The sequence below is a fragment of the Actinomadura geliboluensis genome (genome assembly GCF_005889745.1).
Classification (GTDB): domain Bacteria; phylum Actinomycetota; class Actinomycetes; order Streptosporangiales; family Streptosporangiaceae; genus Spirillospora; species Spirillospora geliboluensis.
In genome coordinates, this window is record NZ_VCKZ01000211.1 from 1 (window position 1) to 15,509 (window position 15,509).

15 protein-coding genes and 2 pseudogenes are annotated in these 15,509 nt (G+C 67.4%); 9 read left to right on the forward strand and 8 right to left on the reverse strand.

The annotated features are described in order from the left end of the window. On the reverse strand, positions 1-685 hold a 685-nt coding region (locus ETD96_RS25700; protein WP_138639054.1), incomplete at its 3' end, for a hypothetical protein. A gap of 267 nt (positions 686-952) precedes the next feature. Between ETD96_RS25700 and ETD96_RS25705 the strand changes: the two are divergent. Next, positions 953-1,240 (forward strand): annotated as a pseudogene (locus tag ETD96_RS25705) (carbamoyltransferase N-terminal domain-containing protein); the annotation flags it as partial. 273 nt (positions 1,241-1,513) lie between these two features. Here ETD96_RS25705 and ETD96_RS25715 read toward each other — a convergent pair. The 3 genes from ETD96_RS25715 to ETD96_RS25725 are packed head-to-tail and all read right to left on the reverse strand — an operon-like array spanning position 1,514 to position 4,166. Beyond that, on the reverse strand, positions 1,514-2,338 hold the full coding sequence (locus ETD96_RS25715; protein WP_138639056.1) for an SDR family oxidoreductase: 825 nt from the start codon (positions 2,336-2,338) through the stop codon (positions 1,514-1,516). Positions 2,339-2,367: 29 nt separating this feature from the next. Then, the gene (locus ETD96_RS25720) at positions 2,368-3,150 is read right to left on the reverse strand and encodes an ABC transporter permease (RefSeq protein WP_138639057.1); all 783 of its coding nucleotides are present in this window, start codon (positions 3,148-3,150) and stop codon (positions 2,368-2,370) included. Then, positions 3,147-4,166 (reverse strand): ATP-binding cassette domain-containing protein, encoded by a 1,020-nt coding sequence (locus ETD96_RS25725; protein WP_138639058.1) that lies wholly within the window; start codon positions 4,164-4,166, stop codon positions 3,147-3,149. The genes ETD96_RS25720 and ETD96_RS25725 overlap by 4 nt, the downstream gene beginning before the upstream one ends. A gap of 95 nt (positions 4,167-4,261) precedes the next feature. Here ETD96_RS25725 and ETD96_RS25730 point away from each other — a divergent pair, with 95 nt between their 5' ends. Continuing rightward, positions 4,262-5,239 carry a helix-turn-helix transcriptional regulator gene (locus tag ETD96_RS25730; protein WP_138639059.1) on the forward strand — a complete coding sequence of 326 codons (978 nt, stop codon included), beginning with the start codon at positions 4,262-4,264 and terminating at the stop codon, positions 5,237-5,239. A gap of 439 nt (positions 5,240-5,678) precedes the next feature. Here ETD96_RS25730 and ETD96_RS25735 read toward each other — a convergent pair whose 3' ends face one another. Beyond that, a complete protein-coding gene (locus tag ETD96_RS25735) occupies positions 5,679-7,100 on the reverse strand; it encodes a sensor histidine kinase (protein WP_240808190.1) in 1,422 nt (473 codons plus the stop codon). Between the two features lie 470 nt (positions 7,101-7,570). On the opposite strand from ETD96_RS25735, the gene ETD96_RS25740 reads away from it, so the two are divergent. From ETD96_RS25740 to ETD96_RS25765, 6 genes are all read left to right on the forward strand, one after another. Further along, positions 7,571-8,284 carry an ABC transporter ATP-binding protein gene (locus ETD96_RS25740; protein ID WP_138639060.1) on the forward strand — a complete coding sequence of 238 codons (714 nt, stop codon included), beginning with the start codon at positions 7,571-7,573 and terminating at the stop codon, positions 8,282-8,284. Further along, a complete protein-coding gene (locus tag ETD96_RS25745; RefSeq protein WP_138639061.1) occupies positions 8,281-8,970 on the forward strand; it encodes an ABC transporter permease in 690 nt (229 codons plus the stop codon). The genes ETD96_RS25740 and ETD96_RS25745 overlap by 4 nt, the downstream gene beginning before the upstream one ends. A 4-nt stretch (positions 8,971-8,974) precedes the next feature. Next, a complete protein-coding gene (locus ETD96_RS25750; protein ID WP_138639062.1) occupies positions 8,975-10,060 on the forward strand; it encodes a sensor histidine kinase in 1,086 nt (361 codons plus the stop codon). Further along, complete coding sequence (locus tag ETD96_RS25755) at positions 10,060-10,656, forward strand: response regulator (RefSeq protein WP_138639063.1); 597 nt, start codon at positions 10,060-10,062, stop codon at positions 10,654-10,656. The genes ETD96_RS25750 and ETD96_RS25755 overlap by 1 nt, the downstream gene beginning before the upstream one ends. A 181-nt stretch (positions 10,657-10,837) precedes the next feature. Then, positions 10,838-11,179 carry a PadR family transcriptional regulator gene (locus tag ETD96_RS25760; protein ID WP_138639064.1) on the forward strand — a complete coding sequence of 114 codons (342 nt, stop codon included), beginning with the start codon at positions 10,838-10,840 and terminating at the stop codon, positions 11,177-11,179. Further along, positions 11,176-11,976: a hypothetical protein gene (locus tag ETD96_RS25765; RefSeq protein ID WP_138639065.1), complete on the forward strand. Its 801-nt coding sequence runs from the start codon at positions 11,176-11,178 to the stop codon at positions 11,974-11,976. The genes ETD96_RS25760 and ETD96_RS25765 overlap by 4 nt, the downstream gene beginning before the upstream one ends. A gap of 498 nt (positions 11,977-12,474) precedes the next feature. Here ETD96_RS25765 and ETD96_RS25770 read toward each other — a convergent pair whose 3' ends face one another. Then, positions 12,475-13,449 (reverse strand): NADP-dependent oxidoreductase, encoded by a 975-nt coding sequence (locus ETD96_RS25770; RefSeq protein WP_240808192.1) that lies wholly within the window; start codon positions 13,447-13,449, stop codon positions 12,475-12,477. Positions 13,450-13,618: 169 nt separating this feature from the next. On the opposite strand from ETD96_RS25770, the gene ETD96_RS25775 reads away from it, so the two are divergent. Further along, positions 13,619-14,617: an AraC family transcriptional regulator gene (locus ETD96_RS25775; RefSeq protein ID WP_138639066.1), complete on the forward strand. Its 999-nt coding sequence runs from the start codon at positions 13,619-13,621 to the stop codon at positions 14,615-14,617. 80 nt (positions 14,618-14,697) lie between these two features. On the opposite strand, the pseudogene ETD96_RS25780 reads toward ETD96_RS25775, so the two are convergent. Next, positions 14,698-14,874: pseudogene (locus tag ETD96_RS25780) on the reverse strand (IS30 family transposase); the annotation flags it as partial. Between the two features lie 61 nt (positions 14,875-14,935). Then, positions 14,936-15,469 (reverse strand): hypothetical protein, encoded by a 534-nt coding sequence (locus ETD96_RS25785; RefSeq protein WP_138639068.1) that lies wholly within the window; start codon positions 15,467-15,469, stop codon positions 14,936-14,938. Between the last annotated feature and the right edge of the window lie 40 nt (positions 15,470-15,509).

The window sequence follows — 15,509 nt, forward strand, 5'->3', positions numbered from 1 at the left end:
GCGGCCCGGAGCGTGCCCGCGGTGGGCGGGGGCCGGGGACATCGATGGTGTGGAACGGCCAGGAGTATTCCGCGATGTCGTCCCAGGGGACGGTCTCCAGTGGCGGGGGGCCGTCCAGGAGTTCGGCGGGGAGGTCGACGGCGCCGTTGCGGGTGCCGGTGAGGATGTGGGAGCGGACGGCGAGCCCGTTGCCTTCCTCCAGCCACGAGTTGTCTTCGAAGCGGTATGCGCTGACCGGGAAAGGGTGATCGGTGCCTGGTGCGGCGAACAGTGTGTAGCAGCCCAGTTCGTCGATGTGGACGCTGGTGGTGTGGTGTTGCGGCGCTGAGCGCTGCGGGGGCGCGGGCAGGTGGTCGCCGAGCCCTTCGCGGATGCGGTCCCGAAGGCTCCGGGCGAGCGTTGCGTCCTGGGGGTCTCGGCTGGCGAGTTGGAAGGCCGACACGTCGAGGAGTTCGGCGAGCAGAAACCAGTGGTCGGGCGTCAGTGCCACCGTGACGGTGGTTTCCTCCGGTAGCTCGATGGTGCGGTGGCTGGTGTGCTCCCAGAGCTCGTGGAGGATGGCGCTGTATTCGTCGGCTTCGGCCGGGTCGCCGCCCTCGCGCAGGGACTGGCTGCTGTTGTCCAGTTGACCGACTAGGCGATGACGTTCCTTGAGGCTGACATCCATTGGGTAGAGGTCGTTCATGTTCTGAGATCGTATTTCTCTGGGGGCGTGGCCAGCCGGCCGACGGAGTAAGTGTCCGTCGGCCGGCCGGTGCAGCGGGTTGTTGTCACATGTGGTTCTGGCACTGGGTGAAGGTCAGTGGTGTGGTGGGCGCGTTGGACACCCACACCCAGTAGGAGCCCTGCGGACGCCCGGTGGTGTCGGTGACCTTGCCGGTGGGGTCGCGCCACAGCCGGTTCTGGTCGTGGAACTTGCGGATGTCAGCGCCCTGGTAGTCCGTGGCGCGCTTCGCTCGGGCTCTACTACAGCCTCGTCACCCAGCACTTGGGCTGGCTGGCCAATAGCGACGAGTACAAGGTGATGGGCCTGGCCGCCTACGGCGATCCGGAACGCTACCGGAAGGTCTTCAGCGAGGCGGTCGTAGCCCGCCCAGCCGCCCTCCGCCAACTCGTACTCCAAGCCCCCGCACCGGTCATCGCCCGCTCGCTCGGCTTCCACGACAAGAGCACCACCCGCATAGCAGCCGAAGCCGGAGGAACCTGGAACCGCTACACCCCCAGCGACGACACCAAGTGACCACCAAGACCACGCCGCTCACGAATACGCGCTGAACGATTACGCGAGCTCACCAGTAAACCCCGACGATGGCCGGATCCGCCTCCGCCGCCAAGCGGCTGCTGGCCCTTCTGGAGGAGCGAGGCTGGAAGGGCTGGACGCGCTTCGAGCGCGTGCCCGCCGACGACGACACCCCTTTAGACCCTCCGGCCGGTGCCGTGCAGGCACCGGCCGTCGGGCCGGGCGTGGTGTTCATGCGACATATGTGGGCAGAGGTGGCCCACACGCATCAGTTCAGGGCGTGGTGCGGAACTGTTCGGCGTGTTCATGTGCCCACTGGCTGAAGGTCCGGGCGGGCTGTCCGGTCACGTCTGTGATGGTGGGCAAGACCACGCCGGCCACATCGGGTGGGCTGGTAGCGAGCTGGATGCCGAACTCCACGTAGTCCTCGTCGTATCCGTAACCTCGCAGCCGTGCGCGTTCGGCGTCTTCGCTCAGGTGCACGAAGGCGATGTCCTCACCCGTCGCCTCGGCGAGGATGCGGGTGCGCTCGGGCGGGGTGAGTGCTTCGGGTCCAGTGAGCGGGTAGGTCTGTCCTGCATGACCCTCGTGGGTGAGCGCGGTGACGGCGACGGCGGCGATGTCGGCTTCGTGTACCACCGCGCTGGGATAGGTGGCGAGCATTGAGACGGTCCGCGTGGCGCGGATCTCCTCGGCCAACTCCAGGGCGTTGCACATGAACTCGGCCGGTTGCAGTACGGTCCACGCGATCGAGCTGGCTTGCAAGGCGGCCTCGATACTGGTGGGAGACCAGCCGCCGAGCACCGTGGCCCGGCCGATGCCGTGGCGTTCGGCGAGCGCGATGATCTCCGTGCCGTTGCTCAGGTCCTCACCGCTATCGCCGCCGAAGGTGATCAGGTGTATACCGTCGATGCCCTCGAAGGCTGCTCCGAGGGTGGTGGTGTCGGTCAGATCGCCTGCCACCACCTCGACGCCGGCCGGGAGGTCGGCCTTGGTGGGGTTGCGGGTGAGGGCGCGGACACTGTGTCCGGCGTCGTGAAGCTGGGTGACGAGGTGGCGTCCGACCTGGCCGGTGGCTCCGGTGACGAGAATGCGCATGGTCTGGGTCCTATCGTAGGTGGTTGGGGTCAACTGGTGCTGGTTCGAAGGGCTCGAAGCCCGAAGATGAAGCCGAGTGCGGCGGTGACGATCGCTGCGAGGAACCCGAAGGCGACGCTGGACGTCGCGATGTGGCCAGCGAACAGGTCGCGTTCGGCATCGACCACGTGGGTGAGCGGGTTGAACTGCGAGACCACGCGAATCCACGCGGGACCGTCATCGAGGGGGAGCAGCATGCCGGAGAGGATCATGAGCGGGAAAAGGAGTGTCTGTTGGATCGTCCAGAACATCCAGTCCTGCCTGCGCACCGCGATCGCCAAGGCGTAGCTGAGCGAGCCGATGCCGACTCCCAGGATGCCCACGAGGAGGAACCCGAGAACGCCGCCTGGAATGTTTGGCCTGAATCCGAACGGAATCATCACGAGGACGATCACAACCGCCTGAATGGTGATCGGTGCGAACTCTTTGAGGGATCGGCCAACAAATAGCGAGGATCGGGTCAGCGGGGTGACCAAGAGCCGCTCATGGGTGCCGCCTTGCATGTCGTACTGGAGGTTCGATCCGGTGGCGGCGGTCCCGAAGAGCGAGGTCATGACGAGGATGCCGGGAACGAACCATGCCCAAGGCGATTCCTGGTTCGGCGCTGCGGTGGCTGCAACTAGTGGCCCGAAGAGCAGCAGAAAGAAGAGCGGCTGGATCATGCCGACCACGATGGAGAACGGGTCGCTGGTGACGGGGCGCAGCTCGCGGCCCATCACAATGAGGATGTCGGTGAACGCGTTGCGGCGCGGTGCCGGGGTGATCGTGGTCATCTTGAGGACTTCTGGAGCTCGCGGTTCGGTTCGTTGCTCCGGGGTTCACCAGCGGTGATCTCGCCCGTGTCGCGCAGGCTGCGCCCCGTCAACTCGAGGAACACGTCATCGAGCGTGGGAAGTTTCGTATCCGCGGCTGTCACCGTGATGGCATGGCTCTGCGCGGCGGCGATTGCGACGGGGAGGGCGACGCGCCCATCGCTCACCTGCGCGGTGACTGTGCTGCCCTGGACGTTGACGGCGCAGACCCCGTCCGTTGTCGCGAGCAGACTGCGGAGCTGTTCGGCGCTGGTCGGGTCGGGCGTGTCGAGGGTCATGCGGTCGCCGACGTGTTGCTGTTTGAGCAGCGTCGGGGTGCCGTCGGCGATGATGCGTCCGTGGTCGATGATGACGATGCGATCCGCCGCCTGATCCGCTTCTTCCAGGTAGTGGGTAGTGAACACGATCGTCATGCCGGTCTTCTTGCGGGTTTGGACGACGTGATCCCAGAGATTGGCGCGGTTCTGCGGATCAAGCCCGGTCGTTGGCTCGTCCAGGAAAAGCAGGCGCGGGAGATTCACCAGCCCGATCGCGAGGTCCAGACGACGCCGCTGACCGCCGCTCATCTCTTGGTTCTTGCGCTTTTCCAGTTGCTCCAGCCCGAGGATGGACAGCAGTTCGGAGGCTCGTGCTCGGGCTGCTGCTCGGCTGAGACCGTAGATGCGGCCCTGTGTGACGACCTCATCGATCGCGCGTTGGGTGTGTCCAGCGCCGTTTCCCTGGCCGACGTAGCCAATCCTCTCGCGTACCTGTGAACTCTGGGTGGTCACACCGAAGCCCGCGACCGTGGCGGAGCCGCTCGTCGGCGGCAGAAGGGTGGAGAGCATCCGCATGAGCGTGCTCTTGCCCGCGCCGTTGGGCCCCAGGACGGCCACTGTCTCTCCTTGCGCGACGGAGAAGTCGACGCTTTCGACGGCGAGAACTTCTTCGCCGTCGGGTGCGCGGAAGCTCCGCGAAAGCCTGTCGGTCTTGATCATGTGCTGGCTGAGCTCCGTTCCTGCGTTGATGACGCTTCCACCCTCACAGGATTTGTGGCCGATATATGACCACAAGTCGGGGATAGGGTTGAAGCATGTCCACCAGCACGCGGGCCCTTGAACTCCTCGGCCTGCTCCAGAGCCGACGCCACTGGCCCGGCGAGGAGCTCGCACGCCGGCTCGGAGTCAGCAAGCGCACGCTCCGGCGCGATGTCGACGGCCTCCAAGAGCTCGGCTACCCGATCACCACGACCAGGGGAACCGGCGGCGGCTACCAACTCAGCCCCGGCGCCTCACTCCCGCCGTTGGTGCTCAGCGAGGACGAGGCCGCCGCCGTGGTCCTGGGACTCAAGGAGGTCGCCTCCGGTACCCATCCCACCGCAGGGGACGCCGCAGTCAGTGCGATGGCGAAGATCGTCCAAGTTCTTCCCGTGCGCATCCGTCGCCGCATCGACAGCCTGCGAAACGTCGCTATTCCAAAGGCACAACCTCGGCGGGCCAGGATCATCGATGTCGTCACCCTGACGACCATCGCCCTCGCCTGCCGTGACCATGAAGCGCTGAGATTCACCTACCGAGCAGGAGACGGTCAGGCGTCGGAGCGAATCGTCCACCCGCACCGAACCGCCAGTGTGGACTACCGCCTCTACCTCGTCGCTTGGGACCTCGACCGTGCCGACTGGCGCACCTTCCGCATCGACCGAATCGACAACCCGACTCGGAGCGGTCGAAGATTTTCCGCCCGCCAACTTCCCGATGTCGATCCCGTGGAGTATGTGCGTAGCCGGATCAGATCGATGCCGACGAGATACTCCGTCCGCGCGACGGTCCACGCACCCGCCGAACGTGTCAAGGAGGAAGTCGCACAGTACGGAACCGTCGAGCCAATCGATGACACCTCATGCGAGGTGCTCATCCCCACCGAGACACTCGATTGGGCAGCATTCTGCCTCGCAGCGACCGACGCTCCCTTCGTCGTCCACGGACCAACGGAGGCGATCGACTACGTGCGCGGCTGGGGCGAACGCCTCATCGCCGCCACTGAGAGAGGACACTCCGATGCCGAAGGCTAACAGACCGACCCTGAGGCTGGTGACCGATCAGGAGCGTCACGCTCGAATCGACAGCCAGGTCGGTTGTCTGCCTGCACGCCACCGACCCGCCGAGCGTGCATCTGTCCTGCTGGGCGTGTAGCGACACGGTGAGCGTCGATGACGTGGAGCGGGCGCTCTACGAGACCCGCTCGCTGATGAGACAGCAACCTCAATCTCCAGTGGGTATGTGTGCGCTCATCTGGTAGCGCTGCGAGCGGTTGCGCAGTCTTCACCGCGAACGCGCCGGCACCTCACATCAACGGGGCGGCCGCGCGGTGTGTGGGTACTGCTCCCGATCGAGGGGGTGCCACCGCCGGAAACGAACCGGGATTAATGGATGATGCCGGTGCTGGTGGTGCATCTGGGGTCTCGGTAGCCATCGCCCGAAATCCCCGGGGGGAGGGCTGGTGTGTGGCGGTTAGGGTTTTGTGGTGTGGGGCTGGGGTGTGGTGCGGGCGGGGATGCGCAGGACGAATCGGGCGCCGCGTGGGCTGTCTTCGGCGGTCAGGGTGCCGTTGTGGCTGTGGGCGATTTGCCGGGCGATCGGCAGTCCGAGCCCGGTACCGCCGGTGTCCTTGGCGCGGGATGCTTCCAGGCGGGTGAACCGCTGGAAGATGATCTCTCTCTGGTCGGGGGCGATGCCTTCGCCGTTGTCGCGCACTTCCAGCACCGCAGTGCCCGCGTCCTGCGTCAGGGTCACGGTGATGAGCGAGGCGGCGTGCCGCTCGGCGTTGTCCAGCAGGTTGTCCAGCAGCCTGGTCAGGGCGAGGCGTTCCCCGTCCACGATCACTCCGGGGGCCAGGGAATGACGTAGGGCTGGTTTGCCGGATTTGCCGGGGCGCCGGTCGATTTCGTCTCGCACGAGAGCGGTCAGGTCGATCACCTCGCGGCGGCCGGTGACGCCGGCGTCCAGTCGTGCGGTCTGCAGCAGGTCGGCGACCAGGGCTTGGGCGTGCTCGACGCTGCGCAGCAGTGCGTCGGCGGTCTGCGGCCAGTCGGTGTGGTGCGGGTACGTGAGCGCTTCCTCGATCTGCGTGCGCATGGCGGCCAGCGGACTGCGCAGGTCGTGGGAGGCGTCGGAGGCGAAGCGGAGTTGCTGCTCGACCGCCGACTGGGCCCGTTGCAGGGTGCTGTTGGCGGTCTCAGCGAGATCACGCAGTTCGTCGCGGTAGGGGGGCACTGGCACGCGCTGGTCCAGATCGCTGGCGGTGATCTGGGCGAGCTTGTCGGTGATCGCGCTGACCGGTCGCAGGGTCCGTCCTACGATCCGGTAGGCGCCTGCGGCGCTGGTGGCCACCATCAGCAGCCAGCCGGTGGCCAGTGGGGCCAGCAGCTTGCCGCCCACGTACCAGGGGACGTTGGGAACGGCGATGTTCAGTTGCCAGACGCCGTCGTGGCGGTGGACAGGGTAGGTCAGCACGATGGCGCACTGGTGGTCGTCGTACACCTGCCCGTTGCACGCGGTAGTCGTGGTGTACGCGTCGGGATCGGGCCGTAGGCGCGTCATCGGCGGTTTGCCCGCCATGTTGGGGCTGGCCGCGACCAAGTCCCCGCCCGGGTCGATCACCTGCAGTGCCTCCTGCGAGGAAACCGGAGCCAGGGTAGAGGCGTTACCGTGGCGGAGCTGCTCACCCAGGGTCACTGCCTGGCTGTAGAGGTGCTGCGTGCGATGCTGGATCGCCTCCTGCCGGACCGACACCAGCACAAATCCCACTACGACGGTGCAGATCAGCGCCATGGCGACACCGGCCACCACGGCCAGCCGGGCCCGGATCGACCGTCGCCGCCACACACTCACTGTGATCACCCCCCTCGCGATCAGCCTGGCGACCAGCTCCAACCCTGCCCCGGGGGATGCTCATACCTTCACGGTTATCGCCTGCGGGTGTGACATATAACCCCGGTGAAGTGTCACGCCCACTGGCGCCCCGGTCTCCTGTCCAGCCTCTTGAGGGGCTGGAGGTCCGGGCAGGTTGACAGTCCCCAAGACATGGACCGACGTGAGTTGGCCGAGGCGATGCGCTAGGTACCCAGCCGCTACGCGAGCCGCCTATCCGTGCGGGCGAAGAAGATCACCGCAGCCGCCTCGACCGGACAGCGGGGAGGGCTAACTACCAGCTGATCGCCACACTGCGCCACGTCATCGGCGCCGGCGAACGCGAGGGCCTGCGCACGACTGAAGCGCTGGCATCCCGAGGAGATCGGACGACGCGGAGGGCTGAGGGTCGTGCCTGGGTCCTGCGAATGGAGGATGCCGGGCGACGTGGTGGGTGATGCCGCGCGATGCCCCAGTGGGGCGAGTCTTGAGGCATGGAAGCCATCGAGGTGAAAGACCTCCGCAAGACCTATGGTCACACGCGCGCTGTGGAGGGGGTGAGTTTCTCGGTCAAGGCCGGTGAGACGTTCGGGATCGTCGGCCACAACGGCGCAGGCAAGACGACGACGGTTGAGTGCCTGATCGGGCTGCGGCGGCCTGACGCGGGCACGGTGCGGGTGGTGGGTGAGGATCCGGCGCGGGCGCGGCGGGCTGTGGCCCAGCAGGTCGGGGCGCAGCTGCAGGACAGTTCGCTGCCCGAGCGGATCAAGGTCGCCGAGGCGCTGCGCATGTTCGGCTCCTTCTACCGGAAGGCGGCTGACTGGCGGCAGGTGATGGAGCAGTGGGGCCTGCAGCCGCTGGCCAGGAAAGCGTTCGGGGATCTGTCCGGCGGGCAGAAGCAGCGGCTGATGCTCGCGCTCGCCCTGGTCGGCGACCCGCAGGTGGTCGTGCTCGATGAGCTGACCACGGGCCTGGACCCGATCGCGCGTCGTGAGACCTGGCGGCTGGTCAACGACCTGAAGGCCGCGGGCACCACGGTCGTGTTGGTCAGTCACTACTTCGAGGAGACCGAGGCGCTGTGTGACAGGGTCGCTGTGTTCCGCGGCGGCCGCGTGGTGGCCTTGGGTTCTGTGAGCGAGATCATCGACCAGACCGGGGCCGCGTCGCTGGAAGAGGCCTACTTCGCGTTGGAAGGAGCCGGCCGATGAAGGCGTTCACCGCTCTGGCGGCCACCGAGCTCAAATTGTTGTTCCGCGACCCGGCCTCGCTGTTCTTCATGCTGGCCTTCCCCCTCATGCTGCTGGTGCTCAAAGACGGCGAGGGCGGTGTGGTCCCTGGGTACATCGCGATGATCGCCGCCATCGGCGGCATGGGGGCACTGCCGGGCATCGTGGCGTCCTATCGCGAACGCAAGGTGCTCAAGCGGCTGGCCGCCACGCCGATCTCCCCGGTTCTGCTGCTCGGGGCCCAACTGGTCGCGCAGATCGCCGCGGGCCTGGCGGGTTCGCTGCTGCTGGTGGTCGCCGCGGTCACGATCTTCGACGCGGAGGCTCCCGGAAACGTCCTCCTGCTGGCCGTCGCGTTCGTCGGCTGCTCGATGATGGTCTGCTCGCTCGGTTTCGTGATAGCGGCCGTCGTGCGCAACACCAGGGGCGCGAACCTGATCGGCATGATGGTCATGTTCCCGATGATCTTCCTGGCGGGCGCGGCGGTACCGCGGAAGGCTCTGCCCGCCTCGCTGCGCCAGATCGGCGATTTCCTGCCCTTGACGCCGGGGGTGGAGGCCCTGCGTGACGCCTGGTCCGGCACTTTCGCGGTCTTCCCCCTGCTGGTCCTGGTTGGGATAATCATGGCCGCCACGGCGGTCGCCGCCGCGCTGTTCCGATGGGAGTGAAGGCGTGAACATCTGGGAGGCGCGCTGGTTGCGCGCCTTCCACATGCTCTTTTACACCTGCCTTGCGCTCGGTTTGGTGCTTGCGCTCGGCGAGGAGGCGGGACCCGACCCGCTGTCGCTGGGGATTTGCGGGCTGATGGCCGGCTGGCACGCCCTGTTCGTGGTCCGGCGGCCGGATCTGCTCGGGCGGCTCAACCCGATGGCGATCCACCTGGCGGTCATCTGCGCGCTTTATGTCGCACTGGTGATCGGGAACCGGTCCTTCGACGTGGTGATCTTCGGGTTGATGCCCCAGCCGTATGTGATGCTGGCCAGTCCCTGGTCCTATGTCGGGGCGGTGAGCACGGTGCTTTCCACGTTCGCCGCCCGAGGCTATCTGGATGAGCCGGGAGCCTTTTGGCGGCTCTTCGGGAGTTCGGGGCTGGTGGTGGCGATCGGGGTGTTCGTCGACTATGTGTCCCGTCAGAGCGCGCAGAACAAAATGGTCGGGGTGCTGGAGGAGCGGGCGAGAATGGCCAGGGAGATCCACGACACCCTCGCCCAAGGGCTGAGCGGGATCACCACCCAGCTGGAGGCAGCCGAACAAGCGATGCCCGATCTGCCCGCCGTAGGCAAGCGCATCGCGCTGGCCAAGGAACTGGCACGCGACAACCTGCGGGAGGCGCGGCGCTCGGTCGACGCGCTGCGCCCGGGTCCGTTGGCCGACACGCGGCTGGAGGTCGCGCTCGAGCAGGTGGCCGGGCGGTGGTCGCAGACGTCGGGGGTCACGGCGAGCGTGTCGGTGGAAGGAACACCCCGGCCGCTGGGCGGCCAGGTGGGAACAACGCTGTTGCGCGCCGCCCAAGAAGGCTTGTCGAACGCGGCCAAACACGCCCGGGCGGGGCAGGTGGCGATCACGCTGACCTACATGGACGATCAGGTGACGCTGGATGTGTTCGATGACGGGGCCGGCTTCGACCCGGCCGTGCCGAGCGCGGGTTACGGGCTGGCGGCGATGCGTGAACGGGCCGGCAGCGTCGGCGGCACGCTGACGGTGGAGTCCGCGCCGGGAGAAGGGACGGCGCTGTGCCTGCGCATCCCCTCAAGCTGATGATCGTCGATGACCATCCCGTGGTACGGGACGGGCTGCGCGGCATGTTCGACCAGGTAACCGACATCGAGGTGGTGGCAGAGGCCTGCGACGGGTTCGAGGCGCTGGCCATGGCCAGACGCACGCGACCCGACGTGGTGCTGATGGACCTGCGCATGCCCGGTCTGGACGGCCTCGGCGCCATCCAGCGGCTCCGCGCGGAGGACCCGCGGATCAAGGTGATCGTGCTGACCACCTATGACACCGATGCGGACGTGACGCGGGCCATGGCAGCCGGGATAGCGGGCTACCTGCTGAAAGACACACCACGAGAAGAGCTACACAGGGCGGTCCGTACGGCCGCCGCCGGCGGAGCGGTCCTGGCCCCCTCCATCGCGTCCGCTCTCATCCACAGACCCCCGGCCCCAGAGCCGAGCCCACGCGAACTCCAGGTGCTGCGCCTGGTGGCGGGCGGCTCAGCGAACAAGGAGATCGCCAGGGCCCTGCTGATCAGCGAAACCACGGTGAAGACCCACCTCAAACACCTCTTCGCCAAACTCGGTGTCGAGTCCAGGGCCGCCGCCGTCGCTGTGGCCCTGGAGCGAGGACTCATCTAGGAGTTCGTCCTAACGCGGCTTTCAACCTGGCCGCGATTGCCGATGTTTGTCGATGTGACGGTCGATGCGGGGGCTGCGCGTGCCCCGCACAAACACGCAGTCCGCACGAGGACGAGAAGCCCTGGTGAGTTGCGACCGTATCTAGGTTGCGTCGCTACCTAGCATGTGGTGTCATCTAGATATGGCAACAGACCGGCGCGCCAGTTGGCTCAAAGGAGTGCTCGATCTGCTGGTGCTCTCCTGCCTCACTGACGGCGAGAACTACGGATACGAGATCGGCAGACGGCTCGATGGCGCGGGCGTGGGGCAGGTGAAGGGTGGAACGCTCTATCCGGTGCTCAACAGGCTGGAAGAGGCCGGGCTGGTGGAGGCCGAGTTCCGGGCGAGCGAGCGCGGCCCCGGACGGCGCTACTACCGGCTGACGGCCGACGGCCGGCACGACCTCGCCGAGCAGGGCAGGGCGTGGCTGGACTTTCACCACACGGTGAAGCAGATGCTGGACATGAAAGGGAGCCAGGCATGACCAAGGATGTCCTCACCTACTTCCAGCGGCTCACCACGCTGCTGCGAGAACAGCAGATGCCGCAGCAGCGCATCGAGGCGCTGGTCGGGGAACTGAAGGCCTACACCCAGGAGGCCGGGACCGAGCCGGCCGAGGAGTTCGGCCCGGCCGAGGAACTGGCGGCGAAACTGACCGAACGCGCTCGCCTCGGCGCGACCGATGCCGCCGCAGAACCCGGAGATGAGACCGAGACCTGGGTGCTGCGAACCGACGCCTTCCAGGAAGAGCGACTGCTGAGCCATTTCGGCGCTCAAGGCTGGGAGGTCGACGGGCTGGACCGGTTCGGCGGCTTCATCTGCCGCCGCGAGCCGAACGAACCCATGCGCTGGCAATACCGCCGCGAGACGGCCACCGAGCGTGGTCGCGACAAACTCACCGAGCAACTCGCGCCCGACGGGTGGGAACTGTGCGGTGTGTGGGGGCCCTTCGCCTACTACAAGCGTCCGGAAGCAGCCAGCTCAGGCCCCGCGGCCCAACTGGCCGCCCCACCCGCACCCCCGCACAAGCGGGTCTACTTCAGCAGGTGGAGCGCCGCCTATTTCATGGTCAGCCTGATCACGGCGATGGCGACACTGGTCTGGCTGGGCTGGACGCTGCGCGGCATGAGCGCTTCGGAACGGGCCGGCACGGCCTTCGGGCTTCTTCTGCTGATCGCCCTGGCATGGCCGGTGTGGAAGCTGTCCCGCCGGAAGCGATCCTCCAGCGGCAGCGCCCCGAACAACTCGCAACAGCCGAACCCCGACCCGAGCCCGTTCTGACGGCGCGCGTCGCTGAACGGGTCACTCTCACAACCGCGAGCCGCCCGAAGGCCCCGGCATCAACTCCGGCACAGATGACGCCGACAGGCGCCGCCGCGCACCCGACATCGCCAGCCTCAAGGGCAAAGTAGCCGCGCGTGCTGCTCAGCCCGATCGAGATCCGCCGCGACGCACCGAAGGCGCGCGCGGATCCGGATGTAGATCGGCACAGAGACAGAGTTCTGACACACCGTGCCGCCCCGCCCGACGGCTCACGACAGGTCAGGTCGACGCCGTGCTCGCGTCCGATGCGTACGGTGCGGTCTCGACCGAGCTGCGCCATGCCGAGCCGAAGCATCGCCACATCGACGTTCCTACCCACGCTCGGTCGTCGTATAGGAATCTCCTCGACAACCTCTCGAGCAGCTATTCCACGGAACGGGCCTCAGGCCCCACCGGCACCGTCCAGCGACCGGGGGCGGCCGGGCGGGTGAAGGTGGTGGTCATCAGAGCGCTCTTTCAGGGGATGAGGATGGTCTTGCCGCTTGTGCGGCCGGCTTCGGCGTCGCGGTGCAGCGCCGCCAGTTCGGTGAGCGGGCGGGCTGCCGTGATGTCCACGCGCACCATGCCGCTGTCGATGAGGGTGATGAGTTCGGTGAGTTGGGCGGGGGCGTTGCGGGCGATGAAGTGCGTGGCCGTCACGTCGGCTCCAGCCGGAGGTTTCACCGGGATGGTGATCGAGACGATCGAACCGCCGGGGCGGACGGCACGGCACAGTGCTTCCGCGGACTCGGGCGGGATCGGGACGAGGTTGAACACCAGGTCCACCGGGCGGTCCAGCACCTGATGCGGCGAGACCCGGGTGTAGTCGATGATCTGCTCGGCGCCGTAGGCGCGGACCCGTTCGGCGCTGCGGGGGCCTGCGGTGGCGATGACGTGCGCACCGGCATGGCGGGCCAGTTGGACGGCGAACATGCCGACGCCGCCGCCCGCGCCGTGGACGAGGATCCGGGTGCCCGGTTCGATGCGGGCGTGCTCGAACAGCCCCTGCCAGGCCGTGAGGCCTGCGACCGGGATCGCCGCCGCATGGTCGAGCGGGAGCCTGGAAGGAGCACTTACCAGCTTGGCTGCGGGGGCGGTGAGGTATTGGGCCGCCGCGCCGCCTTCGTCGAGACGGCCGACGACGTGGTCGCCGATCTTGAAGCGTTCCACACCGTCTCTGGTCCGGACGACCGTCCCGGCGGCTTCGGAGCCAAGCGTGAACGGCAGGTCCTGCGGGACGATGTTCTGCATCACGCCGGCCCGGAAGCCGACGTCAGAGGTGTTGAACCCGGCGGCGGCCACGCGCACCAGCACCTCGCCCTGTCCCGGGTCCGGACGGGGTACCTGCTCATAGCGGATCACGTCGGGCCCGCCGAAGGCGTGGACGCGCGCCGCCATCATCGACGCGCTCGGGCTTTTGGCGCGCCGGCCCGGTACGGGTTCTGCTGTCATGAGTCTTCCTGCCTGAAGCGGCGCCAGGCCCTCGCTCCGCGCCGGTACGGCTGCTTGCTGATCTTGGAGTGATTCGACCGTAGGGCCGATGCCTAAGACGGACAATGCGCGTTCATCTCGGATTCTTAAGAGATCGTCTTCGAGGTGAAACCATCGCTAGGATCCGGGGATGGATGTGCTGAGCGATGTGATCGCCGTGATGCGCACCGGTGAGCCGCGATCGGCCCTGGTCGAATGGTCGGTGCCGTGGGGGCAGTGGTTTCGGACGGTGCCGGGAGCGGCGGGATTTCAGATCGTCCTGCGCGGCCCCTGCTGGTTCATCCCCGAAGACGGTGCCCCCTTTCCGCTGGCCGTCGGCGACGTGGTGTTCCTTCCGCATGAGAGCCGGCACGGCCTGGCCGATGCTCCGTCCACGCCCTTGGCCGAACACACCTGTGATCCGCAGGAGGACGTCAGGTTCGAACGCAGATATGCCGCCGCACCGGCCGGCCGGGCGGGCGCCGGATCCCCGGCCACGGTGACGTTGTGCGGGGCCTACCAACTCGATGCCGCTCGCGCTCACCCGCTGCTGAACGATCTGCCTCCGCTGCTGCACCTACCCACACGGCTCGGACGCCATCCCCGGCTGCGCGCCGCTGTCGATCTGCTCGGCGCGGAACTCGAAGAACCCCAGCCGGGCACCGGCGCCCTCGTGCCCGCTCTGCTGGACACGCTGTTGCTCTACATCCTGCGGGCGTGGCTCGCCGAGCAACCGGCGGGCAGCGGGGCCACCGGATGGGCGGCGGCGCTCACCGACCCCGCCATCTGCAGCGCCCTCGAGGCGATCCACCGCGATCCCGCGCGTCCCTGGAGCGTCGCCGGACTGGGCGCACACGCGGGACTGTCACGGGCCGCCTTCTCCCGTCGGTTCACGGCGCTCGTGGGGCGGCCACCGCTGGCTTACCTGACTTGGTGGCGGTTGACGACCGCGACCCGCCTGCTGCGCGACTCCGACGCTCCACTGAGCGTCGTCGCAGAACAGGTGGGATATGGCTCGGAGTTCGCCTTCGCCAACGCGTTCAAACGCGAATTCAACATCGCGCCCGGACGCTACCGGCGCAACAGCCGCTCTTCCGACCACCTGAACCCGGCGGACTCCGATCTCGCCCACGCCCCAGTCTCCTCTTGACGAAGAAGGACGCGGGCTCGGCAGCAGCGCCCGTCGCCCACAGTAGGAACGTTCTGGTGCGATGAGAATCGATGGCGGTCTCAGGGGGTCGTTGCATCGACCTTGGCGCAAAGGTCAGCGTAAACCGTGCTCGGCGCACGATAACCGTGGATTCTGCGGGGGCGGTCGTTGAGCTCGGCGGCGATCCGGTCCAGGTCGTTCTCGTCAAGGAGCCTGAGATCGGTGCTCTTGCCCAGGTACTGGCGCAGCAGTCCGTCGACCGGCACTACCGTCGGCGGTGAGGTTAGGACGTCCGCGCCGGAATCCTGTGGCTCCGCACTACCAGGTTTCGGTCAGTTGGCCCAGGTGGCGGGCGATTCCCGGGGCGTTGGGGTCGGTGCGATTTGCTGAGACGGCGCGGATCAGGGCTTCGAGTTCGTGCGGGGGAGGAGGGCGCAGGGGATCATCCGAGGTGCCGAGCGGCAGGCGGATCGCCGCTTGGCCGGGAGGGCGGACGATCAGCAAGCGCGGCTCCGGCCGACCGCTCATGGTGATCGCTGACCTGTGCAACGCGAATCGGGCGGTGCGTAGATCGCACTCCGCGTATCCGCGTACCCGTCGCTGGATGAGCACCGGCCCGTCCAGCCAGAACGCCTTCCGACGCTCTTGAAGGCCCCGCACCAGCACGGCCGGACCGACGACGGCGGGGAAGGCCAGCAGCACGAAGGCCGCGGTGCCCTGCCCGATCAGCACCAGGACGAGCGAGATGACCGGCGGTACGAGAGCAAGAGGTGCCAGCAGCGTCCAGAAGATGGTCCAACTCTTCGACGTCGCCCCTATCGACAGCCGCTGCCCGCGCGTCACATCCCCCACCGCCCCTTCTCACCTTTGGGGATGGGACGCAGCAAGGCAC

Coding starts and splice junctions, on each gene's coding strand:
- ETD96_RS25715 (WP_138639056.1), bottom strand. CDS start 2,338: ATGCGCATTCTCGTCACCGGAGCCACCGGCCAGGTCGGACGCCACCTC.
- ETD96_RS25720 (WP_138639057.1), bottom strand. CDS start 3,150: ATGACCACGATCACCCCGGCACCGCGCCGCAACGCGTTCACCGACATC.
- ETD96_RS25725 (WP_138639058.1), bottom strand. CDS start 4,166: ATGATCAAGACCGACAGGCTTTCGCGGAGCTTCCGCGCACCCGACGGC.
- ETD96_RS25730 (WP_138639059.1), top strand. CDS start 4,262: ATGTCCACCAGCACGCGGGCCCTTGAACTCCTCGGCCTGCTCCAGAGC.
- ETD96_RS25740 (WP_138639060.1), top strand. CDS start 7,571: ATGGAAGCCATCGAGGTGAAAGACCTCCGCAAGACCTATGGTCACACG.
- ETD96_RS25745 (WP_138639061.1), top strand. CDS start 8,281: ATGAAGGCGTTCACCGCTCTGGCGGCCACCGAGCTCAAATTGTTGTTC.
- ETD96_RS25755 (WP_138639063.1), top strand. CDS start 10,060: ATGATCGTCGATGACCATCCCGTGGTACGGGACGGGCTGCGCGGCATG.
- ETD96_RS25760 (WP_138639064.1), top strand. CDS start 10,838: ATGGCAACAGACCGGCGCGCCAGTTGGCTCAAAGGAGTGCTCGATCTG.
- ETD96_RS25765 (WP_138639065.1), top strand. CDS start 11,176: ATGACCAAGGATGTCCTCACCTACTTCCAGCGGCTCACCACGCTGCTG.
- ETD96_RS25770 (WP_240808192.1), bottom strand. CDS start 13,449: ATGACAGCAGAACCCGTACCGGGCCGGCGCGCCAAAAGCCCGAGCGCG.
- ETD96_RS25775 (WP_138639066.1), top strand. CDS start 13,619: ATGGATGTGCTGAGCGATGTGATCGCCGTGATGCGCACCGGTGAGCCG.